Genomic DNA, 24,997 nt, shown 5'->3' on the forward strand with positions numbered 1-24,997 from the left:
ACTGAGGAAGGCGGCAGGCACGCGATCCGCGCCTGCCGCCCCGGCTCTTATTCCTTGCCCGTGCCCGGCTCCGCCATGCCGCGGTGCATTTCGGCCAGCACCGATTGCGGCATCACGCCCGAACCCAGCACCTGAAGCTTGTTCGACAGGCCGGACACGATGTGCCCCTTGCCCGCGATCAGCGCTTCCCAGCCGTCCTTCGCCACCTTCTCCGGATCGGCCTTGGAATCGCTCTGCCCCACGGACGTGTCGAGCATGTCGGCGCGCGCGAAGAACTCGGTGTCCGTCGGCCCCGGCATCAGCGTCGTCAGCGTCACGCCGTCGACATCCTTGATCTCGTTGCGCAGCGCCTCGGTGAAATTGTCGATGAACGCCTTCGTTGCATTGTAGATCGCGTTGAAGCTTCCGGGGATGTAGCCGGCGATCGATCCCGTCACCAGGATCTTGCCGTCACCCCGCGCCACCATCGCCTTCAGCACCTTCTGCAGCAGGTACACGGTGCCCGTCACATTGGTGTCGATTGAATGGCGCCAGGCGGCGACATCCAGGTCGAGGAACGGCCCGCCCGTGCCGATGCCGGCATTGGCGCAGACGAGGTCGATCGTCCGCCCGTTCGCCGCCGCCAGCATCCGGTCGACGCCCTCGATGGTGGAAAGGTCCACCTCGATCGGCTCGACGCTGGTGCCGAACTGCGCAAAATCCTTCGCCGCCGCTTCGATCAGCGGCTCGTCCGCGGCGACGATCAGGTCATATCCCTCGCGCGCGGCGATGGTGGCGAGTTCGAAGCCGATGCCGGTCGATGCGCCCGTCACGATGGCAAGCTTGTTGGCCATGCTGTTTCTCCTAGAGGTCGAGGCGATCGAGGCCGGGCTTCAGCACCACCTTGGTCACTTCATTCTGTTCGTCGTGGAACATGCGATAACCGTCGGGCGCATTCTCCAGCGGCAGTGTGTGGCTGATCAGGAAGGTCGTATCGATCTTCTCCTCCATGATCGCGGTCAGCAGCCCGGGCAGGTAATGCTGCACATGGGTCTGCCCCGTCTTCAGCGTCAGCCCCTTCTCCATGAAGGCGCCGAGCGGAAACTTGTCGACGAAGCCGCCATAGACGGCCGGCATCGAGACGCGCCCGCCCTTGCGGCAGGCGATGATCGCCTGGCGGATCGAATGTGGGCGGTCGGTGCCAAGGAAGGTGGATGCCTTGATCTGGTCCACCACATTGTCGACGAACAGGCCGTGCGCTTCGAGGCCCACGGCATCGATGCACGCATCCGGCCCGATGCCGCCGGTCATCTCCATCAGCGCTTCGTAAGTCGCACTTTCCTCGAAGTTGATCGTCTCGGCGCCGAACTTGCGGGCAAGCTCCAGCCGGCGCGGGAAATGGTCGATCGCGATGACGCGCGCCGCGCCCATCAGGAACGCCGACTGCACCGCGAATAGGCCAACCGGGCCGCAGCCCCACACCGCCACCGTATCGCCCGGCTCGATGTCGGCATTCTCCGCCGCCATCCATCCGGTGGGGAGAATGTCGGAGAGGAACAGCACCTTCTCGTCCGGCACGCCATCGGGCACCACGATCGGGCCGACGTCGCTGAACGGCACGCGGACATATTCCGCCTGCCCGCCCGAATAGCCGCCCGTCATGTGGCTGTATCCGAACAGCCCGGCCATCGGCTGGCCGTACAGCTCCATGGCGATATCCTGGTTGTCGGCGGGCAGGCCGTTGTCGCAGGCGGAATATTGGTGCTTGCTGCAGTGGAAGCACGATCCGCACGAGATGGTGAACGGCACCACCACGCGCTGCCCCTTTTTCAGCGTCGAGCCCGAGCCGACCTCGACCACCTCGCCCATGAATTCATGGCCCAGGATGTCGCCCGCCTGCATCGTCGGGATGTAGCCGTCGTAGAGGTGAAGGTCCGATCCGCAGATCGCGGTCGAGGTAATCTTGATGATCGCGTCGCGCGGGTTGAGGATTTCGGGATCGTCGACCGTGTCGACGCGCACGTCGTGCTTTCCGTGCCAGGCCAATGCTCGCATCAGTTCTTTCCCTCTTCCAGAAGGCGGCGATTGCGCGCGCCGGTGGCGATCTCGCCGGTTTCCATCAGCTGCTTGAATCGGCGCAGGTCACGCCGCGCCTGGATCGCGGGTTCACGCTGGAACATCTTGGCGACCAGCTTGCCGATGATGCCGAACGGCGGGTCGTAGAGGATCGTCGCGGTGACGATCGTGCCGCGATCACCCTGCGCATCGCGAAAGTCGACGCGGCCGCTGTTGGGCACTTCGGCGCCTTCCTCGGATGCCCAGGCGATATATTCGCCCTCGCGTTCGTCGGTGATCCGCGCGGTCCACTCGACGGTGCCGCCGCCGGGCGCCTTCACCACCCAGTGGGAACGCTGGTCGTCCAGCATCTCCACCCGCTCGACATTCTCCATGAACGTCGCGAGCTTCGGGAAATCGCGCCAATAAGCGTAAAGCTCGGCACGCGGCCGGCGGATCGTCACGGTGCGGCCGATCAGCGTGTCGGCATTGCCGCTGGCCGGCGTTCCGATCATCCCGCTGGTCGCGGAATCGACGGCGGCGGACCGATGTTTGGCGGTCGAAAGCGGAGCATCGTCCGCGCGGGCGGGGTCGATCGTGTCGGCCATTCCATCCTCCTGGTGAATGCCCCCCAACGATGCGTGTCGCTCCCGCGTTCCGGGAAAAGCCGCTTAACCGCCCGAACGCGCGTCAAAACTTCCTATTGTTGATGCAGGTTAAGACGCTTCAACCATGCAGCGCGCGCCGCAGCGCCTCGCGGCTGTCGCGGTTCGCCTGCTGCGCCACCCGCGCGCCAGCCACCAGCGTGAAGGCATGGAAGGCGCCCGGATAGACATGAAGCTCGGTGGGCACCCCGGCCGCCATCAGCCGCCGCGCATAATCCAGGTCCTCGTCGACGAAGAGGTCGAGCGCCCCGGTCGAAATGAAGGTCGGCGGCAGCCCCGCCAGATCCGCCGCGCGCGCCGGCGCAGCATAAGCCGACACGTCCTTGCGCCCCGGTTCATGGCCCAGCAGCGCCGTCCAGCCGAAGATGTTCTTCGCCCGGTTCCAGATGAACTCGCCCGCGGTGGCATGCGGCTGCGCGGTGCAGGTCCGATCGTCCAGCATCGGATAGATGAGATGCTGGAACGCCAGCCGGTGCTCGCCCCGGTCGCGCGCCAGCAGGGCCAGCGCCGCCGCCAGCCCGCCACCGGCGCTCTCGCCCATCACGCCGATGCGCGCCGCGTCCAGTCCCAGCGCATCCGCCTCGCGCATCACGAAATCGAGCGCGGCGTAGCAATCATCGACATTGCCGGGAAAGCAGGTCTCCGGCGCCAGGCGATAATCCGCCGAAACGATCGCGCATTTCAGGTCCTGCGCCATCACGCGGTGCGCGTCCGCCAGCTCGCTCGCCTTGCCCGCGACATAGCCGCCGCCATGCAAGTGAAGGATCGTCGGCAGCGGCCCTGCCACGCCATTGGCGCGATAGACGTGCAGCGGCACGGCCGGCGCGCCGTCGCGGCCCGGTGCTTCCATCCGGTCGAAGCGCACGTCCACCGGCGGCATTGGCGGGCGCGGCAGCGATCGCGCGCGCACGGCCGGCAGTGCCTCGACGGTCAGGTCGAAGGTCGGCCAGGCCTCCAGCAGCGGCAGCAGTTCAGGGTCCACCAGATGCCGCGTGCCGCTCGAAGCCATATGCTCATCCTCTCGTCTGTCGTTGCCGCCACCCTTTCATCCGCCCGGCGGCAGGGCAAGGCGCCAGTGCAAGGCGGGGCGCGATGTGGCACAGGCGCACGCCATGGCCCGCCCCCACATTCTCGTCGATGCCGATGCCTGCCCGGTGAAGGAGGAGATCTACCGTGTCGCCTATCGGCTGGAGGTGCCGGTGACGGTCGTCAGCAATGCGCACCTTCGCGTGCCGCAGCATCCGCTGATCAGCCGCCAGGTGGTCGATGCCGGCTTCGACGCGGCGGATGACTGGATCGCCGATCATGCGGGGCCGGATACGGTCGTGATCACCGCTGACATCCTGCTCGCCGATCGCTGCCTGAAGGCGGGTGCCACCGTCGTTGCGCCGAATGGCAAGCCCTTCACCACCAGCTCGATCGGCAATGCCGTGGCGGTGCGCGCGATCATGAGCGATCTGCGCGCCGGCGGCGATCGCATCGGCGGCCCTGCGCCCTTCGCGAAGGAGGATCGCTCGCGCTTCCTCTCCGCGCTCGATGCCGCGCTGATGAAGCTCCTCCGCCGCCCGCGATAAGTCACGGAAGAATCGCCGACTCGTGCCCGTTCGGCTAAGCCGCGCCCTCCCCCCGTGCCATGTTCTCAGTGCCAGTATCCGATGAAGGAACGATCATGATCCTCACCCCCGGCTCCGTGTCGCTCGACGGCTGGAAGGCGATCTATCGCGGTGCCGCGCCGCGGCTCGATCCGGCGAGCATGGATGCGGTGGCGGCCAGCGCCGCGGCGGTCGCGCGGATCGTCGAGCGGGGGGACCCGGTCTATGGCATCAACACCGGCTTCGGAAAGCTCGCGCACGTCCGCATCGAACAGGCGGATCTTGCAACGCTCCAGCGCAACATCGTGCTCAGCCACGCGGCAGGTGTCGGCGATCCGATGCCGATCCCGATCGCCCGGCTGATGATGGCGCTGAAGCTCGCCAGCCTGGCGCGCGGCGCCTCGGGGGTGCAGCCCGCCACGGTCCAGCTCCTCGAGGCGATGCTTGCCCGCGGCCTCACCCCACGCGTCCCGGCGCAAGGCTCGGTCGGCGCGAGCGGCGATCTCGCCCCGCTCGCGCACATGACGGCGGCGATGATCGGGGTCGGCACCATCTACTTGGATGGCGTGCCGCGCGACGCGGCCGAGGCGCTCGCCGCCGCCGGGCTCGCGCCGCTGGAGCTTGGCGCCAAGGAAGGGTTGGCGCTGCTCAACGGCACGCAATTCTCCTGCGCCTATGCGCTCGCCGCGCTGATCGAGGCGGAGCGGCTCTATCGCAGCGCGCTCGTCACCGGCATCCTCTCGACCGAGGCAGCAAAGGGCACCGACGCGCCGTTCGACGCCCGCGTCCATCTGCTGCGCGGCCACGCCGGCCAGATCGAGACCGCGGCGGCGCTGCGCGATCTCATGGCCGATTCCGCAATCCGCGCCTCGCACCGCGTCGATGATGCGCGTGTGCAGGATCCCTATTGCCTGCGCTGCCAGCCGCAGGTGATGGGCGCCATCCTCGATCTCCTCCGCCAGGCAGCAATCACGCTGCTGACCGAGGCGAACGGCGTGTCCGACAATCCATTGATCTTCGCCGACACGGACGAGGCGCTCTCGGGCGGCAATTTCCACGCCGAGCCGGTCGCCTTCGCTGCGGACATGATCGCCATTGCGCTGTGCGAGATCGGCTCGCTCGCCGAACGGCGCATCGCGATGCTGGTCGATCCCGCGCTGTCCGGCCTCCCCGCCTTCCTGACGCCCCGCCCGGGCCTGAACTCCGGCTTCATGATCCCGCAGGTCACCGCCGCCGCGCTCGTCAGCGAAAACAAGCAGCGCGCAATGCCCGCCAGCGTCGATTCGATCCCCACCTCGGCCAATCAGGAAGATCACGTCTCGATGGCGGCGCACGGCAGCCGGCGGCTGATGGCGATGGCCGCCAATGTCGATTCGGTACTCGGGATCGAGCTTCTCGCGGGCGCGCAGGGCTGCGACTTCCTCCTGCCGCTACGCTCCAGCGCCCCGATCGAGGCGGTCCGCGCGCTGCTGCGCGAACGCGTGCCGACGCTGACCGAGGATCGCCACATGGCGCCCGACATGGCGCTGGCCACCACGCTGGTCGCGCACGGCACCCTGCTTGCCAGCGTCCCCCCGCTGCCCGGCGTTGCCTAGCGACGCCTCAACTCAGGCGCGTCGCCTGGCGGCGGCTCACAGCCAGGCGCGCACGCCAAGCACGAACGAAAAGCCGCCCGTGCCTTCCCCGTCCGCGCGGGCGTAGCGCGCCGTCGCGCCGAAGCGCCGCTCCCACGCCACGCCCACATAAGGCGCGAATTCGCGCGCCACTTCGTAGCGCAATCGAAGCCCAGCCTCCGCCTGTGACAATCCCGCCCCGATCCGCTCGGCCGGCATGTCCTGCGCCGCCAGGTTGAACTCGGCGCGCGGCTGCAGGATCAGCCGCTGCGTGATCCTTTGGTCGTACCACGCCTCCGCCCGCGCCAGCACGTCGCCCTTGTCTGACAGGAACAGCGCGCCCTCGACGTCGAACCAGTACGGCGCCAGTCCTTCCACCGCGACCGTCGCATAGGTGCGCCGCGGCCTCCGCCCCAGATCCTGCCGCACGCCCACTTCAAGGTTCCAGTACGGGTCGATCGCGCGCGCATACAGCGCCTGCACCTCCGCCGCTTCCACCGGGCCGCCGAACGCCCCCTCGCCCTCGGACTTGATCACCAGCCGGTCGACATCGCCGCCGAACCAGCCCTCGCCGTCCCAGGCATAACCGTTGCGCCCGCGCCGCGCCTTCGCCTCGGCCAGGTTGAACAGCACCTGCCCGGTCCGCATCCCGCCATGCTCGGCGCGCATCGCCCGGTCCGCCGCCGCCATCGCCGCCGGATCGTAGAAGCGCGCGGCGGCACGATCGGTCGGCGGCTTTGGTGGCGGTGCATTCCCCGCCGGCTGGTCGGTGCCGGCTGGCCGCGCCGCCTTGCAATGCCCCATTGCGGCATGCTCGGGCGAACAGCCTCCCGCAGGAGCCGGGGCCGGTGCTTCAACCGGCGCGGCGGGCGTGCAATGGCCCATCGCGGCATGGTCCGGCGGGCACGCCTGCGGCGCCGCTGCGAGCGCCAGGGCAAGCGCGATCACGCCGCCGCTCCTTCAGTGGCATCCGGCCGCACCGTCACCACCTGCATCATGCCGGCGTGCATGTGGTAGAGGAGGTGGCAGTGGAACGCCCAGTCACCCACCGCATCGGCGGTCAGGTCGAAGGTCACCGTCCCCCCCGGCGCCACGTTCACCGTGTGCTTCCTCGGCGCATGATCGCCATGCCCGGTCACCAGTTCGAAGAAATGGCCGTGCAGGTGAATGGGGTGCGCCATCATCGTGTCGTTGACCAGCGTCACGCGGACGCGCTCGCCGGCGCGGAACGGGATCGGTGCCTTCACCTCGTTCAGCTTCACCCCGTCGAACGCCCACATATAGCGTTCCATGTTGCCGGTCAGGTGGATGCGCATCTGCCGCGAGGGCGCGCGCACGTCCGGGTTGCGGCTCGCCGCGACGAGATCGCGATAGACGAGCACGCGATGGCCCACATCGCCAAGGCCCTGCGGCGGCTCGCCCGTGCGATCCACCGGCATCGGCGCGATCGACTGGACGGTGGGCGTTCGCGCCACCTCGGGCGCATTGGCGAAATCGCGCATCGCATGATCCATCGCGCCCCCGCTGCCGTGGCCGCCGCCATGGCTCGCGTCATGCCCTGCACCATGGGCACCATGGCCGCCGCCAGCAGGCATGGCGTGATCCATGCCCCCCATCCCCATGTCCTTCATCGTCGTCAGCGGCCGGCGGCGCAGCGGCGGCACCTCGGCTACCATGCCCGCGCGCGGCGCCAGCGTCGCGCGGCCCATGCCTGACCGGTCGGACGCTTCCGCCACCAATGTATAGGCGCGCGCCTCCGCCGGCTCGACGATCACGTCATAGGTCTCGGCCACCGCGATCTGGAACTCGTCCACCGTCACCGGCCGCACGTCCAGCCCGTCGGCCTGCACGACCGTCAGCTTCAGTCCCGGAATGCGCACGTTGAAGATCGTCATGGCGGAGGCATTGACGAAGCGCAGCCGCACCCGCTCGCCCGGCGCGAACAGCGCGGTCCAGTTGTCGCGCGGGCCATAGCCGTTGACGAGATAGGTGTAGGTCGATCCCGTCACGTCCGAGATGTCGGTCGGGTCCATCCGCATCGCGCCCCATTGCGCGCGTTCGCCGGCCGGCTGGTCCCGCCCCGCCAGCAGCGATCCCAGCGTCTGCTTCTGGTAATTGAAATAGCCGCCCTGCAGCTTCAGCCGGCGGAAGATCGCGTGCGGGTGCAGCGGCGAATGATCCGACAGCACGATCACATGCTCGCGATCCGACGCGATCGGATCTTCGCCCGCGGGATCGATCACCAGCGGGCCGTAATGGCCCATCTGCTCCTGCAAGCCGGAATGGCTGTGATACCAATAGGTACCAGCTTGGATCACCGGAAACTCATAGGTGAAGGTGCTGCGCACGGGGATGCCGGGAAAGCTGATCCCCGGCACGCCGTCCATCTGGAACGGCAGCAGCAGGCCATGCCAGTGGATCGAGGTATCCTCGTCCAGCCGGTTGATGACTTTCAGCCGCGCATTCTGCCCCTCGCGCAGGCGGATGAGCGGCGCCGGCACCGTGCCGTTGATCGCGATTGCGTGGCTCGGCCGGCCGTTAACCGTCATCATCCGGTGCGCGACGGTCAGTTCCACCTCGGGTCCGGCCAGCACGGGCAGCGGCGCGGCGATCCCGGCCGATACCGGCTGCGCCCAGGCCGGCATCCACGGCAGCGCCAACCCACCGGAGGCAAGCCCCGCCTGGCGAAGGAATTGTCGACGGGTCCGGCCGCTCATGGCCACGCGCTAGCTCCCCTCACCTTTCGGCTGCCTGACCGCTGGCGCTCAGCCGCCGCGATTGATCTTCTTGATGACGCCGGAAAAGCTCATCACCATCGCGCCATCGTCGTCGATCAGCCCGCGCACGAAGATCAGGCTGCGCCCCGCCTTTATCACCTCGCCCCGCGCGGTCAGCAGCCGGTCCGGCCGCGCCGCGCCGACGAACTCGGCGTTCAGCGACGCCGTCACACCATGGAATTCCGGCAGCTCCGCCGATGCGATCATGAACAAGGAGAAATCGGCAAAGGTCAGCAGCGCGCCGCCATGCACGTTGCCGCCGCCGTTGCGGTTCTTCGCCTCCGGGCGGAAACCACAGACCAGCTTGCCATCCTCCGGCCGCGCGAAGAACGGCCCGGTATGATCCTCGAACGGGTCGGTGCCCGGCCAGCGCAGCCACCCCGCCCAATCGCCTTCCGTAACCGGGATCAGGCGCGTGCCGGGCGTGGTCGTCGTGTCCAACTCTCTGCCTTTCGCTTCGTGAAGGTGTCAGCGCGCCGGGGCGCCGACATTGGGCAATGTCGCCTCGTCGGCGCGCGGCATGCGGCCGAACAGCGCCCGGTCCTCGGGGCCGAAGGCCCAGCGCCACAGGATGAAGAGATACGTCGCCGCGATCGCCGGGATGCCGATCACCACCTCCGCCCATTCGAAGTGCGGGGGCAGCGCGGTGAACAGTGCGCCGACGCCGCCCGCCGCCAGCACCGCCCACAGCAGCGGCCAGCGCAACGGAGAAACGGGCGCGCCCAGGATCTTTCCCAGCAGCCGCGCCTTGATCAGAGAGGTCAGCGCCAGGCTCGTCATCAGCGCCAGCGCCGGGCCGGCGGCCTGATATTCCACCGGCCAGCCCTGCCCGCGCATCAGCAGGATCAGCCCGAAGCTCAGCGCCACCTGGAACGTCAGCATCACGGCGGAGATCAGCAGGTTGCGATGCCGCGCGGTATAGACCAGCGCCGTCTCGCACACCGCGCCGGTGGAGGCGAGCACCTCCGCGGTCAGCAGGAAGGCCAGCGCCGCGGTACCCGCCACGAACTGCGGGCCCACGACGCCCATCACGGCTTCGCCCGGGATCGATCCCATCAGCGCCAGGCACGCCTGCGCCGCGATGATCCAGAACGCGACCTGGCGCACCTGCCGCGCGATCGCCGCCCGGTCGTTCACCGCCAGGCTCTGCGTGATCACCGGGCCCAGGATCGGGTCGAACGATGTCTTCAGCTTCTGCGGCAGGCTCGCCACCTGCTGGGCCATGTAATAGATGCCGACGATCTTGGGCTCGAACATCACGCCCAGGATGAAGCGGTCGACATTGCGCGTGCCCCATTCGAACGCGTCAGCGCCCGCCAGCGGCACGTTGTCGCGGATCATCGCCAGCAGGCCGCGCAGGTCCGGTGACCATCCGCGCGGCAGGCCATAGCTGCGCACCAGCGGCACGATCGACGCGATCAGCGCCGCCGTCATCGAGGCGACATAGCTCAGCACCAGTCCGTCGCGGATGGTGAAGAAGGAGAAGACCCAGGCCGCGATCGAGATCGTCCACGGCTCCACCACGGCGCGCGCCGTCACCGCCGCCTTCACGTTGTGGCGATAGGCCAGCGCCGCGAGGCTCACGTCCGACCAGGCGATCGCCAGCACGATCAGCGGCAGCCAGCGATCCAGCCCGACGATCGGCGTATTAGGGTACATGACCTCGGGGAAGGTGCACAGCACCGCGCTCGCCGCCAGCGACAGCATCGCCGCGACGACCAGCCCGTCGGCAACGACATGAACGTGCGGCCGGTCGGTCCGACTCAGCGCCTGTGCCAGCCCGCGCTTCAGGCCAAGCGTCGCGACGAGCGCCGCCAGTTCCACCACCACCACCGCAATGGCGAACCGCCCCACCAGCTCCGGGCCATAGAGGCGCCCCGCGATGAACAGGAACGGGATGCGCGCCGCCAGCCGCAGGATGAATCCCGCGACATTGGTGCGCCCGCCCTTGGCGAGCTGCGCAATATCCTTCGACGTCTCGGTCACTGAGGCGTCCTGCCGGCCTCGCGCTGTTCGCCGCTCAATGCGCCGCCCCCCAGCTCACGCCGGTGCCGATTTCCACCGCCAGAGGCACGTCCAGCTTCACCGACGGCTCGGCCGCGGTCGCCATCACGCGCTCGATCACCGGCTTCGCCGCCTCGACTTCGCTTTCGGGCACCTCGAAGACCAGTTCGTCGTGCACCTGCAGCAGCATGCGCGTGCCGGTCAGCCCGGCCTCGGCCAGCGCCGGCTCCATCCGCGCCATCGCGCGCTTGATGATGTCGGCGCTCGTGCCCTGGATCGGCGCGTTGATCGCCGCACGCTCGGCGCCTTGCCGCTCGTGCTGCACCTTGCTCCTGATTCGCGGGAAATGGGTCTTGCGGCCGAACAGGGTGGTGGTGAAGCCCTGCTCGCGCACCGCCTGCAGCGTCTCGGCGATATAGCGGTTGATGCCCGGGAAGCGCTCGAAATAGCGGTCGATCATGGCCTGCGCCTCGTCCGCCGTCACGTCCAGGCGCCCGGCAAGGCCCCAGCGGCTGATGCCGTAGAGGATCGCGAAGTTGATCGTCTTGGCCCGCCCGCGCGTGTCTCGATCCACCGTGCCGAACAGCTCCTGCGCGGTCAGCGAGTGAATGTCGTCGCCGCGCGCGAAGGCTTCCTTCAGCGCCGGCACGTCGGCCATGTGCGCCGCCAGCCGAAGCTCGATCTGCGAATAGTCCGCCGCCAGGATCACATTGCCCGGCTCTGCCACGAAAGCGTCGCGGATCTGCCGGCCGATCTCGGTGCGGATCGGGATGTTCTGCAAATTGGGGTCGGTGGATGACAGGCGCCCGGTCTGCGCGCCGGTCAGCGAATAGCTGGTGTGGACGCGGCCCGTCGCCGGGTTGATCTGCTCCTGCAGCGCATCGGTATAGGTGGATTTCAGCTTCGACAGCTGGCGCCAGTCCAGCACCCGCGCGGCGATCTCCTTGCCCGGCGAATCCTTGTCCGCCGCGATCCGCTCAAGCTCGTTGACGTCGGTCGAATAGACGCCGCTCTTGCCCTTGCGCCCACCCTTGATGCCCATCTTCTCGAACAGGACATCGCCCAGCTGCTTGGGACTGCCGATGGTGAAGGGCGCGCCGGCGATGCCGTGGATCACGCCTTCCAGCTCGGCCATCTGGGTGGCGAATTCCTTGGAAAGCCCGGCCAGCCGCTCGCGATCCACCTTGATCCCATGCCGCTCCATCCGCGCGATCACGGCGACGAGCGGCCGGTCGACCATCTCGTACACCCGCGTCACGCTTTCGATCGGCAAGCGCGGGCGGAAGCGGCGCCACAGCCGCAGCGTCACGTCCGCATCCTCCGCAGCATAGCGGGTCGCGGCCTTCAGATCGACTTCGTGGAAGCCGATCGCCTTCTTCCCCGTGCCCGTCACGTCCTTGTAGGCGATGCAGCTGTGCGACAGATGCGTCGCGGCCAGCTCGTCCATGCCGTGCCCGTGAAGCCCGGCGTCGAGGTCGAAGCTCATCACGATCGTGTCGTCATAGGGCGCCAGCGTGAGCCCCAGCCGGCCCAGCACGATCAGGTCATATTTCAGGTTGTGCCCGATCTTCAGGACCGACGCGTCCTCCAGCAGCGGCTTCAGCTTGGCCAGCGCCACCTCGCGGTCGAGCTGCGCCGGCTTCTGCGCGAACATGTCGCTCGCCCCGCCTTCGCCGACATGGCCCAGCGGTACGTAGCACGCGCGGTTCGGCGCCAGCGCCAACGACACGCCGACCAGTTCGGCCAGCATCGGATCCTTGGCGGTCGTCTCCGTATCGATCGCCACCCAGCCCTGGTGCCGCGCCGCCGCGATCCAGCTGTCGAGCGCATCCACGTCGACCACCGTTTCGTAATTGTCATGGTCGCACGGCGGATCTTCCTCGTGCGGCACGCCCGCGGGCTCAGGCGGCGTCGGGTCCACGCCCTCGTTCTGCTCCGCCGCCAGCTTCGTCAGCAGCGACTTGAAACCATGATGCTCCAGGAACGCACGCAGCGGCGCCTCCGGGATACCGTCGAGCGCCATTTCCTCCAGCGGGTGCGGCAGCGGCACGTCGCAGGCGAGCTCGACCAGCTTGCGGCTCAGCCGCGCCATCTCGGCATGCTCGATCAGACTGTCGCGCAGCTTGCCCTTCTTCATCTCGGGCGCGGCCGCCAGCACCGCCTCGACGCTGCCATGCTCCAGGATCAGCTTCGCCGCCGTCTTGGGGCCCACACCCGGCACGCCCGGCACATTGTCGACGCTGTCGCCCATCAGCGCCAGCACTTCGCCCAACTTGTCCGGCCCGACGCCGAACTTCTCCACCACGTCCTCGGGGCCGAAGCGCTTGTCCTTCATCGTGTCGAGCATGTCGATGCCCGGCTCGGTCAGCAGCTGCATCAGGTCCTTGTCGGAACTGACGATCGTCACTTGCCAGCCCTGCGCCAGCGCCGCCTTGCTGTACGACGCGATCAGGTCGTCCGCTTCCCAGCCCTGCTCCTCGATGCACGGCAGCGAGAAGGCGCGGGTAGCGTCGCGGATCATCGGGAATTGCGGCACCAGATCCTCGGGCGCCGGCGGCCGGTGCGCCTTGTACTGGTCGAACATCTCGTTGCGGAACGTATGCTCGGATTTGTCGAGGATCACCGCCAGGTGGCTCGGCCCGTCAGCCTTGTGCAGGTCGTTGGCGAGCTTCCACAGCATCGTCGTATAGCCATAGACCGCGCCGGCCGGCTCACCATGCTTGTTGGTGAGCTTGGGCAGCACGTGATAGGCGCGGAAGATGAAGCTCGATCCGTCGACGAGATAGAGATGCGGCATGATGCGCCGCTTAGCCGATCGGCGCGCATGGAACAAACGGTGATACCTTTCGCCCGCCAAGGCGTGCCACCGCGTCGCCATTCCGAACCATCGTCAACCGTCGGCGCGCATCACGCCACCGCGCGAACGCCATTGCCGCACGCGGTTGTACGGCTTTTCCGCGCTCAGCTCTCCGGATCGTCGCTGTCGCGCGACGCGATCGTCGGTGCCCCGCGATAGCCGCTGACGGTGGCCGACACCGCCTGGATCAGCTGCTGGCGCTCGCGCATCGGCCGCATCGTGTCACCGATCATCACCGCCACGGCATAGCGCCGCCCGTCCGGCGCGGTCAGGATGCCGACGTCGTTGAACCCGGCATTGCGCTGGCCAAGCTCCTGCCCCGTGCCCGTCTTGTGCGCGAGGCCCCAGCCCGGGGCGAGGCCGGCCTTCAGCCGCGCCCGTCCGGTGCGGCTCGATTCCATCGTCGAGATGAGCAGCCGGGTCGAGGTTTCCGACAGCAGCTCGCCGCGTGCCAGCCGTGCCAGCGCGTCCGCGATCGCCAGCGGCGCCGCGCCGTCGGGCGGATCGTTGATATACGCCTGCATCGCCGCCGCGCGCACCGCGGGTGACAGGCGCGATCGCATGATCTGGAACGTGTTGCCGACGCTCATCGACTGGTTCCACGTCAGCCCCGCCGTGCCCGCCTGGAGCAGCCGCTCGCCCGGGCCGAAGCGGATATCGCCCAGCTGCTTGCGCTCGATGAACGCCTTCACCGCGCTCGGCCCACCGACCAGGGTCAGCAACCGATCGTTGGCGGTATTGTCGCTCTGCGTCAGCGCGCGGTTCAGAAGGTTGCCGACGGTCGTGTTCCACACCCCGCCCTTCACCAGATAGGCGCTGGGCTGGTGGAACAGCGTCAGGTCCGCCGGCGTCACGCTGATCGGGTCGTCGAGCCGCAGCCGGCCGTTGTCCCGCTGGTCCAGCACGGTCATCGCCACCCACAGCTTGCTCACGCTCTGCTGCGGCAGGCGCTGACGGCCATTGGCGTGGACCGTCCATCCCTCGTCCACCGCGCGCACCGCGACGCCGGCGGTGCCCGGGAACTCGCGCACCAGCTGCTGGATCGCAGTCTCGATCGGCCGCGGGGCGTTATTAACAGGTAGCGGGCGCGGCGCCGGGACCGGAATAGCGACGACGTAAGCGGGCGCGGGCGCCGGCGCTCTCGAGGTCTGTGTCGGGCGCTCTTCCACCCCGCAGGCGGCGAGAGAAAGCACGCCTGCCACAGCGGCCAATCGCGCCATCATCCGTCCGTGCCTGCCCCGCCCTGTCATGGAAAGACACGCTATAGGGAAAAGCGCCATTGAAAACGGGGCCTTACCCGTTCTGCGATGAACGGCGCCTCACGCGCGATGGATGCTCGCCAGATCAGGGAACGAGCACGGTATCCACCGCCTCTTCGAGTGTTTCCGGCCAATCGAGCGTAAAATGTAGTCCGCGGCTCTCGCGCCGGTGAAGCGCGGATCGCACGATCAAGTCGGCCGTCTGCAGCAGGTTACGCAGCTCGATCAGGTCCGGCGTCACGCGGAAATGGCCGTAGTAATCTTCTACCTCGGCGGTCAGCATCTTGATGCGGTGCTGCGCCCGCTCCAGCCGCTTCGTCGTGCGCACGATGCCGACGTAGTTCCACATGAAGCGGCGGATCTCGGTCCAGTTCTGCTTGATCACCACTTCCTCGTCGGAATCGGCGACCCGACTTTCGTCCCACGGACGGATCTTCGGCACCGGCGGCAGCGCATCCCAGTGCGCCGCGATATGCTGCGCCGCCGCCTCACCGAAGACGAAGCATTCCAGCAGCGAGTTTGAGGCGAGCCGGTTCGCGCCGTGCAGCCCGCTCTCGGTGCACTCGCCCGCCGCATACAGGCCGGGCAGGTCGGTGCGCCCGTCGCGGTCCACGATGATGCCCCCGCAGGTATAATGCTGTGCGGGGACCACAGGGATCGGCTGCATCGTCATGTCGATGCCCAGCCCGATCAGCTTCTCATAGATGTTCGGAAAATGCCCGCGCACGAAATCCGCCGGCTGGTGGCTGATGTCGAGATGGACATAATCGAGGCCGTAACGCTTGATCTCGGCATCGATCGCGCGCGCGACTACGTCGCGTGGCGCGAGCTCCAGCCGCTCGGGATCATAATCCACCATGAAGCGGTGGCCGTTCAGCGGGTTGATCAGCCGCCCGCCCTCGCCGCGAACCGCTTCGGAGATCAGGAAATTCTTGACGTCGAGGTTGTAGAGGCAGGTCGGGTGGAACTGCATCATCTCCATGTTGGAGACGCGGCAACCCGCGCGCCACGCCATGGCGATCCCGTCCCCCGTCGCGCCGCGCGGCGCGGTGGAAAACAGATACGTCCGCCCCGCCCCACCGGTCGCCAGGATGGTGGCGCGCGCTGTGTACAGGTTCACATGGCCGCTCTTGCGATCCACGGCATAGACGCCCCAGACGTTGCCGGCGCCCGAATAGCGTTCCTCGTGGCGGCTGGTCGCCAGGTCAATCGCGACCTGATCGGGCACGAGCGTGATGTTGGGATGCGCCTCCGCCGCCCGCTGCAGCGCCTCCTGCACGGCCCAGCCGGTCGCGTCGTCGACGTGCACGATGCGCCGGTGCGAATGTCCGCCCTCGCGCGTCAGATGCAGCGCATTCCCCTCCTGCGCGAACGGCACGCCCAGCTTCTGCAGCCGCTCGATCGCCGCCGGCGCATTTTCCACCACGAACTCGACGATCTCGCGGTCATTGAGCCCTGCGCCCGCTACCATCGTGTCCTCGACATGGTTCTCGAACGTGTCGCCCGGCTCCAGCACCGCGGCGATCCCGCCCTGCGCCCAGGCGGTGGACCCTTCGTTGAGCGCGCCCTTCGCCAGCACGACCACCTTGAATCGAGCGGCAAGGTTGAGCGCCGCGGTTAGCCCCGCGGCACCCGATCCGACGATAAGCACGTCCGCGCTCGTCATGCGCGGCTCTGGGGAGGAAGAACCATCCGGGCTGCATGGCACGAAGCGCCGGCATCTGCCATATCGGGCAACGATGTTCCCGCGCGGCACCTGACCTTGTGAGGTGGGCGTGGGTTGGTTTGCAAGGAAGCTCCATGTCCACCTACACCGCCCGTCTCGCCGCCCTCCGCGAGCAGCTTGCCCGCCAGCAGCTCGACGGCTTCGTCGTGCCGCTGACCGACGAGCATATGAGCGAATATGTCGGTGCCTATGCGCAGCGGCTCGCCTGGCTCACCGGCTTCCAGGGCTCGGCCGGCACCGCGGTGGTGCTGCCGGCGGAAGCGGCGATCTTCATCGACGGGCGTTACACGCTTCAGGTGCGCGAACAGGTCTCGGCCGATGACTGGCAGTTCGTCGGCGTGCCGGAAACCAGCGTGTCGGGCTGGCTCGCTGGCCATGTGAAGCAGGATGCCCGGATCGGCTATGATCCCTGGCTCCACACCCGCGCCTGGGTGGACGAGGCGACGAAGGCACTCGCCACCGTCGGGGCGACGCTCGTGCCCGTCGATACGAACCCGGTCGACGCGATCTGGCCGGATCAACCGGCGCCCTCAGACGCCAAGCTCAGCGTCCATGACGACGCGCACGCCGGCCGCTCCTCCGCCGAGAAGCGCGCCGCGGTGGCCGACTGGCTGGCCGAGCAGAAGGCCGACGCGGTCGTTCTCGCCGCGCTCGAGTCGACGGCGTGGCTGCTCAACGTCCGCGGCGGAGACGTGTCGCGCACGCCCGTCGCGCTGTCCTATGCGGTGGTGAACGCCGACGGCACAGCGGACCTCTTCATCGCGCCCGAGAAGATGACCGACGAGGTTGCCAAGCACCTTGGCAATGCGGTGCGCGTACATGACCGGCGGGATTTCGCGCCCGCGCTGCAGCAGTTCGCCGGCAAGCGAGTCGCGGTCGATCCGTCACTGTCGGTCGCCGCCATCCCGCTGGCGATCGAGGCGGGCGGCGGCACGGTCGTCGCGCTGCGCGATCCGACCGTCATCCCGCGCGCGACCAAGAACCCGGTCGAGCAGGCCGGGCACCGGGCGGCCAGCCTGCGCGATGGCGCCGCCCTGGTGCGGTTCCTGCGCTGGATCTCGATCGAAGCGCCCAAGGGCGGCCAGACCGAGCTTTCCGCCGCGGCGAAACTTGAGGAATTCCGCCGCGAAACCGGGCTCCTCAAGGATCTGTCGTTCGACGCCATCTCCGCCACCGGCCCGCACGGCGCGATCCCGCATTATCACGTCACCAAGGAATCGAGCCTGCCGATCAAGGTGGGTGAGCTCTATCTCATCGATTCGGGCGGCCAGTACGACGACGGCACCACCGACGTGACGCGTGTCGTCCCGATCGGCGAGCCCACGCCTGAAATGCGCGATCGCTTCACCCGTGTGCTGAAGGGCCATATCGCGCTCGCAACGGCGGTATTCCCGCACGGAACGACCGGCGCGCAGCTCGACGCCCTTGCCAGGCTGCCGCTGTGGCAGGCGGGGCTCGATTTCGCCCACGGTACCGGCCACGGCGTCGGCAGCTACCTCTCGGTGCACGAAGGACCGGCGCGAATCGCGAAGCCGAGCTACCCGGGTGGCGGCCCATCGGAACCGCTGCTCCCGGGCATGATCCTCTCGAACGAGCCCGGCTATTACAAGGCCGGCGAATACGGCATCCGCATCGAGAATTTGCTGCTGGTCGGCGAGCGCGAGATCCCCGGCGGCGAGGCGGTGATGCTTGGCTTCGAGACGCTCACGCTCGCGCCAATCGACCGCGATCTGATCGAACCGGCGCTACTGACGGTGGAGGAGTTGTCATGGCTCAACCGCTATCACGCTCGTGTCGCGGCAACGCTCGGCCCGGTGCTGCCTGAGGCGGATCGCGACTGGCTCGCCGGCCGCTGCGCGCCGATCGGCCTCGCCTGACCGATTAAGCCGTCATTTAGGGGCTCGTCTCCAAGTGACGCGATGCGCGCGATCAGGCGTTCTTGGGCTGGGGCGGCGTCGGCTGATCGGCCGGAACCGCCGCCTGCCCGCGCGCCTGTTCCTTGCGCCTTTTGAGATTCGCCCTCAGCGCAGCGCCAAGCCGCGCGTCGCGTTCCGCCTTGCTTTCCATGTTGTTCGCTATTGCGTGGCGGCAACGCCTTGACAATCCATCGCGGCTCGTCTCTAGGGCGCCCTCCGCCAGCGGCCAAGTCGTCGCCGGCCAGTGCTGCCGTAGCTCAGTGGTAGAGCGCATCCTTGGTAAGGCTGAGGTCGTGAGTTCAATCCTCACCGGCAGCACCATTTCTTCCGATTTCTGAACCTCCCCACGCCGGGGGCTCACCAGCGCGACTCAGAAGCGCATCGACAGCGAAACCCCACCGCTCTTGGTGTCACCCCAGGGCACCAGCGAGACGTTGGGGTTGAGCTTGCGGGTGAGCAGCAGCCCCGATGCTTCGCCGATCGCCGCCCCCGCGAGCACATCACCCCAGCGGTGGCGCTTCGCCTTCACCCGCGACACCCCGACGAACACCGCCACGGCATGTGCCGGCAATCCGATCTTCCAGCCGTAGCGGTTGTTCAAAGTCGCAGCCGACGCAAAGGACATGGAGGCATGGCCCGAGGGAAAGCTGCGCTTGTCGCTCCCGTCCGGCCGGCGTGACGATATCGTCTCCTTCAGCGCCGTCTTGACGAGATAGGCGCTGCCGATGCTGGCGATCGCCTGCACGTCGCCCTTCCAGTCCCCCTTGATCGCCGGCACGCCGAGCGCTGCGACGACCAGCACGTCGCGCGCGATGCTGCCGCTGTCATCCCAGCCGTCCCGGTCCCCGGCGACCGCCGGACATGCCAGGGTCGCGCCCGCAAGGCACAGCAGGACCCGGTTTGGCGCGCGCATCATGCCTCTCCTTCTCGGCAATCCGGCGTGATCATGACTTGGCATGCATTACCCCGCAATAAGGCACTGCCCGTGCACGTGGAGAGGGTGGGCACCCGGGCCCCAGGGCTTGTGTTACGAAGACAACCCCGCCGCGCCGCTGCGCAACGCCGCTGCAACTCTCTGCTCCGCAAAAAAGCCGCCCCATCGCAGCCGAAATGCTTGATCCATGAAAGTCATCGTCACCGCCGCTCCCTTCGTCGGCCATCTTGCCCCCGTCTTGGCGCTCGGCCGCTCGCTGGTGGAGGCCGGGCATGAGGTGGTTGCCTATGCATCCAGGGCGCATCGCACCCTCGTTGAGCGACAGGGCTTCGACTTTGCCCCTTATCCTGCAGAGGCGGACGTCGACTTTTCCGACATGGGCCGCTTCTCTCCGCCGCCCAGCGCCCCGCCGCACCGCTTCGCGCAGCGCCGCCGCGGGTGGGAGATGTTGTTCGTCGGCCGCATGGCGCAAGAATACCGCGGGCTCTGCGATCTCCTCGCCCGGTTTCCCGCTGACCTCGTGATCGGCGAAAGCATGGGCTTTGCCACCCTTCCGTTGCTGATGCGCCCGCGCGCGGAACGTCCGGCAGTGGCGCATGTCGGCGCCACCTTCCTGCAATGGTCGCGGGAGGATTTCGCGCCGATCTTCTCCGGCCTGCCCCCGGCCGGCACCAACGAGGAGTATGCCGCCTATCGCGATCTGTGCGATCAGGCGAAGGAGGAATGGTTCGATCCGATCGACGGCCTGATCAACGACATGCTCGGCGATCTCGGCCTCGCCGGGCTGCCGCTCCCCTTCTATGACGCGATGATCGCGCTGCCCGATCTTTTCCTTCAGGTCGGCGTCCCCGCGCTCGAGATACCGCGCCGCGCGCCACCGCCGAACCTACGCTTCATCGGCAGCACGCCGCCGCCCGCGGCGCTGCGCGACCTTCCCGACTGGGCAGACGAACTCGACGGTACGCGCCGCGTCGTCCTGGTCACGCAGGGGACCGTCGCCAATGCCGACCTGCGCCTCATCCGCCCGACGATCGAGGCGCTCGCCGACGAACCCGGTGTCTTGGTCGTCGCAACCCTCACCGGCCAGCCGGCGGACAGCCTCGGTCCGCTTCCCGCGAATGTGCGTGTCGCTCCGTTCCTGCCGTTCGACTGGCTGATGCCGCGGCTCGATCTTCTGGTCACCAACGGCGGCTGGGGCGCGGTGACGATGGCGCTCAGCCATGGCGTGCCCTTGGTCCAGGCGGGGCTGAGCGAGGACAAGCGCGAGGTGGCGATGCGAATCAGCCGCGCCGGCGTCGGTCTAGCGCTCGGCACCGATACGCCGGGTGCACCGCAAATCGCCGCCGCGGTGCGCCACGTCCTCGCCACGCCCGAATTTGGCCAGCGCGCAGCGGCGATGGCGGCGGATTTCGCCTCGCACAGCCTCAACGGCCGCGTTGAAAGCCTCTTCACCGACCTTGTCCAGCCGGCGCTCTCCCCCGCCTGACAGCGGCAGAATTCGTCCGCGAACGTAGCGGCCGACGCCTTGCTATGCGCCGGCCGCTGCCCATGTTATCGGCAGTCATGCCATTTTCCAGTTTACCCGCGCCGCTCGCCGGCGCACTCGCCGCGCGCGGCTATGAAAAGCCTACTCCGGTCCAGGCCGCCGTCATCGAGCCCGAGGCCGCCGGACGTGATCTCATCGTTTCCGCCCGCACCGGTTCGGGTAAGACCGTCGCCTTCGGCCTCGCCATGGCGCCCGAGCTCCTCGGCGAGGATGATCGCATCATCCCGTCGCGCGAGCCGCATGCGCTGGTCATTGCGCCGACTCGCGAACTCGCGCTCCAGGTCAGCCGCGAGCTGATCTGGCTCTATGGCCCGACCGGTGCGCGCATCGTCACCTGCGTCGGCGGCATGGACGCCTCCAAGGAGCGCCGGAACCTCAACCACGGCGCGCATATCGTCGTCGGAACGCCCGGCCGCCTGCGCGACCATCTCGAGCGTGGTGCGCTGGAGCTTTCCGCGCTCAAGGTCGCGGTGCTCGACGAGGCGGACGAGATGCTCGACATGGGCTTCCGCGAGGATCTCGAGGAAATTCTCGACGGCACGCCGGAGACTCGCCGCACGTTGCTGTTCTCGGCAACCATGCCAAAGCCGATCGTGCAGCTTGCCAAGCGCTACCAGAAGGACGCGCTGCGCATCTCCACGGTGGAGGAAGACCGCGGCCATGGCGACATCAGCTACCAGGCCGTCGCGGTCAGCCCGTCGGACATCGAACATGCGGTGATCAACCTCCTTCGCCTGTACGAGGCGGAGACGGCGATCTTGTTCTGCGCGACGCGCGACAACGTCCGCCACCTCCACGCCAGCCTGGTCGAGCGCGGCTTTGCCGCCGTGGCGCTGTCGGGCGAGCATAGCCAGAATGAGCGCAACGCCGCGCTCCAGGCGCTGCGCGATCGCCGCGCCCGCGTCTGCGTCGCGACCGACGTCGCCGCGCGCGGCATCGACCTGCCGAGCCTCAGCCTCGTCATCCACGTCGAACTGCCGCGCGACGGCGAGACGCTTCAGCACCGTTCGGGCCGCACCGGGCGTGCCGGCAAGAAGGGCACCGCCGTGCTCATCGTGCCGTACCAGCGCCGTCGCTGGGCCGAATCGATGCTGCGCAACGCCAAGATCCCGGTCGAATGGGTTCCGGCACCCACGCCCGAGGACGTGCGCGCCAAGGATCGCGAACGGCTGCTGGAACAGCTGCTTGCGCCGATCGAAGTGGAGGAAGAGGATCAGGCGCTCGCCGAGCGGCTGATGGCGGAGAAGACGCCGGAGGAAATCGCCGGTGCCCTCGTCCGTGCCTATCGCGCCGCCATGCCCGCGCCGGAGGAGATCGTTGCCGCGACGCCGGAGGCACACCGTGCCGCCCAGCGCGAGAAGCACCGCCCGGGCTTTGACGATGTGGTCTGGTTCCGCATGAACCTCGGCCGCCGTCAGAACGCCGATCCGCGCTGGATCCTGCCGCTGATTTGCCGCCGCGGCAATCTGACGAAGAACGATGTCGGCGCGATCCGCATCGGGCCGAACGAAACCGCCTTCCAGGTCCCGCGCGCGCTGGCTGCGAAGTTCCAGTCGGCCGTGGCCAAGACTGCGAGCCCCGAGGACGACGTGCTGTTCGAGGTTTCGGACCGGCCGATGAGCGGCGGCACCGTCCCGCCGCCGGCGGGAGCCCGCCAGTATCAGCGCGGGCCGGCACGTAGCGGCCCCTCGCGCGGCGGCCCGGCGCGGGGCGGGCCACGCCGCAGCAACGACCGTCACTGATGACGCTGGCGCCCCGCTGACCGGCGGGGCGCCACGCATCCTCTCGCCCACAAATTAATCGCGTCGACTTAATTCCCGTTGCACGCGCCTGGCGCCGTCTCTACCCCAAACACAAACGGCCATCAGTGCCATGGGGAGAGTAAGATGCGCACGATCCAGTTGCAGAAGCCCGGCGGCCTCGATCGCCTTCAGGTCACCGAGACCGAACGGGTCGCCCCCCGCCGCGGCGAGATCGTCGTGCGCGTCCGCGCGAGTTCGCTCAACTTCCACGATTATGCCGTCGTCATGGGCATGATCCCAACACCCGACGGCCGCGTCCCCATGTCGGACGGCGCCGGCGAGGTGATCGAGGTTGGCGAAGGCGTGACCGAGTTCGCGGTCGGCGACAAGGTCGTCTCCACCTTCTTCCCGCACTGGATGGATGGCGAGCCGGAGCGGGAAGTGATGGGCGATGTCCCCGGTGACATGGCGGATGGCTTCGCGCGCGAATATGTCACCAATGCCGCCACCGCCTTCACCCGCGCGCCTGCAGGCTATTCGGATTCGGAGGCGGCGACGCTCACCTGCGCCGGCCTCACCGCATGGCGCGCGCTGGTCGTCAACGGCAACGTCAAGGCCGGCGACACCGTCCTCGTCCAGGGCACCGGCGGCGTCTCGATCTTCGCACTTCAGTTCGCCAAGGCGGCCGGCGCCCGCGTCATCGCCACGTCGTCCTCCGACGAGAAGCTCGAACGGCTTCGCAGCATGGGCGCCGATCACCTCATCAACTACAAAAGCCAAGAGCATTGGGGCGAGGTCGCGCGTGGCATGACGGGCGGCCGCGGCGTCGACCATGTCGTCGAGATCGGCGGCTCGGGCACCATGCCGCAGTCCATCATCGCGACACGCACCGGCGGCCACATCTCCCTGATCGGCGTGCTTGCGGGCATTGGCGGGCACATCCCCACGGTGATGGTGATGCACAACAACCAGCGGATTATCGGCCTCACCGTCGGTGCCCGCCGCCATCAGCAGGACATGGTCCGCGCGATCGAGGCGAACGGCATCAAGCCCGTGATCGACCGTCACTTCCCGCTCGAACAGATCGCCGACGCCTTCCGCCACCAGGAATCCGGAAAGCATTTCGGCAAGATCGTGCTCGACATCTAGGACCCGCGCCTAGCCGGGCGTCGGGATGACCCGCCGTTCGGCCAGCCGGCCGAGCCACTTGGCGAACATCGCCTCGGTATCGATGCATCCGCCAAAGCCCGCCTGCCGCAGCTTGATCGTGCTTACCAGCACCGGCGCACGCGCCGCCTTGGCCGGCGCATGAATGCCGAACAACAGGTCGGCATAATGGTGCGATTTCCCCATCAGGTCCCGCAAGGGTCCGGCGCGCAGCCCATGTCGCGCTACCAGCCCGTCCCACACGCTTTCATGCTCCCGCAGGAAATCGACCAGCGCGAACGGCTCGCCATAGGCCGGCTCCAGCCCCACCGCGCGCGCTATCGCCGGCCATGTATCGGCCCACGTGAAAACATCTCCATTGGTGATGTTGAACGTCTCGTCCCGTGCCGCGGACGCCTCGCTGGCCCATAGCAGCGCATCCGCGATAAGGTCGGCGTCCACCGCTTCGCTGAGGCCTCCTGGCCGTCCCGGATAAGCGAACGGCAGGCCCAGCTCGCGGCAGATTGCGGCATAGGCGCCAAGCACCGGCACGATGTTCATCGCCACGCCGCTCGCGCCGCCGAACACCACCTGCGGTCGCCAGATCGTCAGCGCCCAGTCAGCCAGGGCACGGCGGGCGCGCATCCAATCTTCCTGCAGCCAGTAGAAATTGGCGTGGCGATCGCGCGGCCAGCTTTCCCGCGCCGGCACCGGTATCTGGTGCAGATGCGCGCCATAGGCCTTGGTACCCTGGAATACGCTGACGTGGCGCAGTTCCTGCGCGGCTTCCAGCATCGGCGTCATCAGGTTGCGCATCATCGCTAGGTTGGTGTCCATCTGGTCCTGCTCGAACCAGCCGGCATAGAGCCCAGGCTTTTCGTACAGCGCGGCGTACACGACATGGGTGACGCCCGCGAAGCGCCCGGCCGCCGCGCGGCAGGCGTCCTCGTCCAGCAGGTCCAGTGACACATGTTCGTAGGCGGTTTGCGGGATCACGTCCGGCGCCCGGCGCGATACGCCGATCACTCGCCATCCGTCCTCGGCGAAGCGCGCCACGGCCGATTGCCCGATCACGCCGCTCGCCCCTGCGATCAGCACCGTTGGTGCGCGCATCATCCCTCTCCCGCCACAACCAACCGCGTTTCGCGGTTTTGATCTGCGGCATTGCCATTGCAACACCCGAAGG

The 24,997-nt window shown here is 68.0% G+C and carries 20 protein-coding genes and 1 tRNA gene; 7 read left to right on the forward strand and 14 right to left on the reverse strand.

Going from position 1 to position 24,997, the window contains the following annotated elements:
- Positions 1–47: 47 nt before the first annotated feature.
- From ACH0CP_RS03385 to ACH0CP_RS03400, 4 genes are all read right to left on the reverse strand, one after another.
- Positions 48–833 carry an SDR family oxidoreductase gene (locus tag ACH0CP_RS03385; RefSeq protein WP_294444466.1) on the reverse strand — a complete coding sequence of 262 codons (786 nt, stop codon included), beginning with the start codon at positions 831–833 and terminating at the stop codon, positions 48–50.
- Between the two features lie 10 nt (positions 834–843).
- A complete protein-coding gene (locus tag ACH0CP_RS03390) occupies positions 844–2,034 on the reverse strand; it encodes a zinc-dependent alcohol dehydrogenase (RefSeq protein ID WP_294444468.1) in 1,191 nt (396 codons plus the stop codon).
- The gene (locus tag ACH0CP_RS03395) at positions 2,034–2,642 is read right to left on the reverse strand and encodes an SRPBCC family protein (protein WP_294444469.1); all 609 of its coding nucleotides are present in this window, start codon (positions 2,640–2,642) and stop codon (positions 2,034–2,036) included. Before ACH0CP_RS03395 ends, ACH0CP_RS03390 begins: the two co-directional genes overlap by 1 nt.
- Before the next feature lie 118 nt (positions 2,643–2,760).
- Positions 2,761–3,708, reverse strand: a complete 948-nt coding sequence (locus ACH0CP_RS03400) for an alpha/beta hydrolase (protein WP_294444470.1) — start codon at positions 3,706–3,708, stop codon at positions 2,761–2,763.
- A 103-nt stretch (positions 3,709–3,811) separates the two neighbouring features.
- Here ACH0CP_RS03400 and ACH0CP_RS03405 point away from each other — a divergent pair, with 103 nt between their 5' ends.
- Together ACH0CP_RS03405 and hutH are read left to right on the forward strand one after the other, a co-directional pair.
- The gene (locus ACH0CP_RS03405) at positions 3,812–4,273 is read left to right on the forward strand and encodes a YaiI/YqxD family protein (protein ID WP_294444471.1); all 462 of its coding nucleotides are present in this window, start codon (positions 3,812–3,814) and stop codon (positions 4,271–4,273) included.
- A gap of 95 nt (positions 4,274–4,368) precedes the next feature.
- Complete coding sequence (gene hutH, locus ACH0CP_RS03410; RefSeq protein WP_294444472.1) at positions 4,369–5,886, forward strand: histidine ammonia-lyase; 1,518 nt, start codon at positions 4,369–4,371, stop codon at positions 5,884–5,886.
- 36 nt (positions 5,887–5,922) lie between these two features.
- On the opposite strand, the gene ACH0CP_RS03415 is transcribed toward hutH, so the two are convergent.
- The 7 genes from ACH0CP_RS03415 to nadB all read right to left on the reverse strand — a co-directional run bounded on the left by ACH0CP_RS03415 (position 5,923) and on the right by nadB (position 16,467).
- Positions 5,923–6,852 (reverse strand): copper resistance protein B, encoded by a 930-nt coding sequence (locus tag ACH0CP_RS03415; protein ID WP_294444473.1) that lies wholly within the window; start codon positions 6,850–6,852, stop codon positions 5,923–5,925.
- Entirely contained in the window at positions 6,849–8,621 is a 1,773-nt protein-coding gene (locus ACH0CP_RS03420) for a copper resistance system multicopper oxidase (RefSeq protein ID WP_294444474.1), read from the reverse strand. Before ACH0CP_RS03420 ends, ACH0CP_RS03415 begins: the two co-directional genes overlap by 4 nt.
- 48 nt (positions 8,622–8,669) lie before the next feature.
- On the reverse strand, positions 8,670–9,122 hold the full coding sequence (locus tag ACH0CP_RS03425; protein WP_294444475.1) for a PaaI family thioesterase: 453 nt from the start codon (positions 9,120–9,122) through the stop codon (positions 8,670–8,672).
- Positions 9,123–9,149: 27 nt separating this feature from the next.
- The gene (locus ACH0CP_RS03430; RefSeq protein WP_294444476.1) at positions 9,150–10,667 is read right to left on the reverse strand and encodes a lipopolysaccharide biosynthesis protein; all 1,518 of its coding nucleotides are present in this window, start codon (positions 10,665–10,667) and stop codon (positions 9,150–9,152) included.
- 34 nt (positions 10,668–10,701) lie between these two features.
- Entirely contained in the window at positions 10,702–13,482 is a 2,781-nt protein-coding gene (gene polA, locus ACH0CP_RS03435; RefSeq protein ID WP_294444477.1) for a DNA polymerase I, read from the reverse strand.
- A 164-nt stretch (positions 13,483–13,646) separates the two neighbouring features.
- Positions 13,647–14,762, reverse strand: coding sequence for a serine hydrolase (locus ACH0CP_RS03440; RefSeq protein WP_406875781.1), 1,116 nt, complete (start codon positions 14,760–14,762; stop codon positions 13,647–13,649).
- A gap of 124 nt (positions 14,763–14,886) precedes the next feature.
- On the reverse strand, positions 14,887–16,467 hold the full coding sequence (gene nadB, locus ACH0CP_RS03445; RefSeq protein WP_294444479.1) for an L-aspartate oxidase: 1,581 nt from the start codon (positions 16,465–16,467) through the stop codon (positions 14,887–14,889).
- Positions 16,468–16,601: 134 nt separating this feature from the next.
- Here nadB and ACH0CP_RS03450 point away from each other — a divergent pair, with 134 nt between their 5' ends.
- A complete protein-coding gene (locus ACH0CP_RS03450) occupies positions 16,602–18,404 on the forward strand; it encodes an aminopeptidase P family protein (protein ID WP_294444480.1) in 1,803 nt (600 codons plus the stop codon).
- Positions 18,405–18,456: 52 nt separating this feature from the next.
- Here the strand turns inward: ACH0CP_RS03450 and ACH0CP_RS03455 are convergent, their stop codons facing one another.
- Entirely contained in the window at positions 18,457–18,594 is a 138-nt protein-coding gene (locus tag ACH0CP_RS03455) for a hypothetical protein (protein WP_294444481.1), read from the reverse strand.
- Positions 18,595–18,689: 95 nt separating this feature from the next.
- On the opposite strand from ACH0CP_RS03455, the gene ACH0CP_RS03460 reads away from it, so the two are divergent.
- Positions 18,690–18,764 (forward strand) — tRNA-Thr (locus tag ACH0CP_RS03460).
- A gap of 49 nt (positions 18,765–18,813) precedes the next feature.
- On the opposite strand, the gene ACH0CP_RS03465 is transcribed toward ACH0CP_RS03460, so the two are convergent.
- On the reverse strand, positions 18,814–19,356 hold the full coding sequence (locus ACH0CP_RS03465; protein WP_294443045.1) for a phosphatase PAP2 family protein: 543 nt from the start codon (positions 19,354–19,356) through the stop codon (positions 18,814–18,816).
- Positions 19,357–19,564: 208 nt separating this feature from the next.
- Here ACH0CP_RS03465 and ACH0CP_RS03470 point away from each other — a divergent pair, with 208 nt between their 5' ends.
- The 3 genes from ACH0CP_RS03470 (at position 19,565) to ACH0CP_RS03480 (ending at position 23,814) form a co-directional block, all read left to right on the forward strand.
- On the forward strand, positions 19,565–20,863 hold the full coding sequence (locus ACH0CP_RS03470; protein ID WP_294443044.1) for a glycosyltransferase: 1,299 nt from the start codon (positions 19,565–19,567) through the stop codon (positions 20,861–20,863).
- Positions 20,864–20,940: 77 nt separating this feature from the next.
- Positions 20,941–22,665 carry a DEAD/DEAH box helicase gene (locus ACH0CP_RS03475; protein WP_294443043.1) on the forward strand — a complete coding sequence of 575 codons (1,725 nt, stop codon included), beginning with the start codon at positions 20,941–20,943 and terminating at the stop codon, positions 22,663–22,665.
- A gap of 144 nt (positions 22,666–22,809) precedes the next feature.
- A complete protein-coding gene (locus ACH0CP_RS03480) occupies positions 22,810–23,814 on the forward strand; it encodes an NAD(P)-dependent alcohol dehydrogenase (protein ID WP_294443042.1) in 1,005 nt (334 codons plus the stop codon).
- Positions 23,815–23,823: 9 nt separating this feature from the next.
- Here ACH0CP_RS03480 and ACH0CP_RS03485 read toward each other — a convergent pair whose 3' ends face one another.
- The gene (locus ACH0CP_RS03485; protein WP_294443041.1) at positions 23,824–24,924 is read right to left on the reverse strand and encodes an SDR family oxidoreductase; all 1,101 of its coding nucleotides are present in this window, start codon (positions 24,922–24,924) and stop codon (positions 23,824–23,826) included.
- Between the last annotated feature and the right edge of the window lie 73 nt (positions 24,925–24,997).

The sequence above is a fragment of the Sphingomonas sp. 179-I 2A4 NHS genome (assembly GCF_045369135.1).
Lineage (GTDB): Bacteria > Pseudomonadota > Alphaproteobacteria > Sphingomonadales > Sphingomonadaceae > Sphingomonas.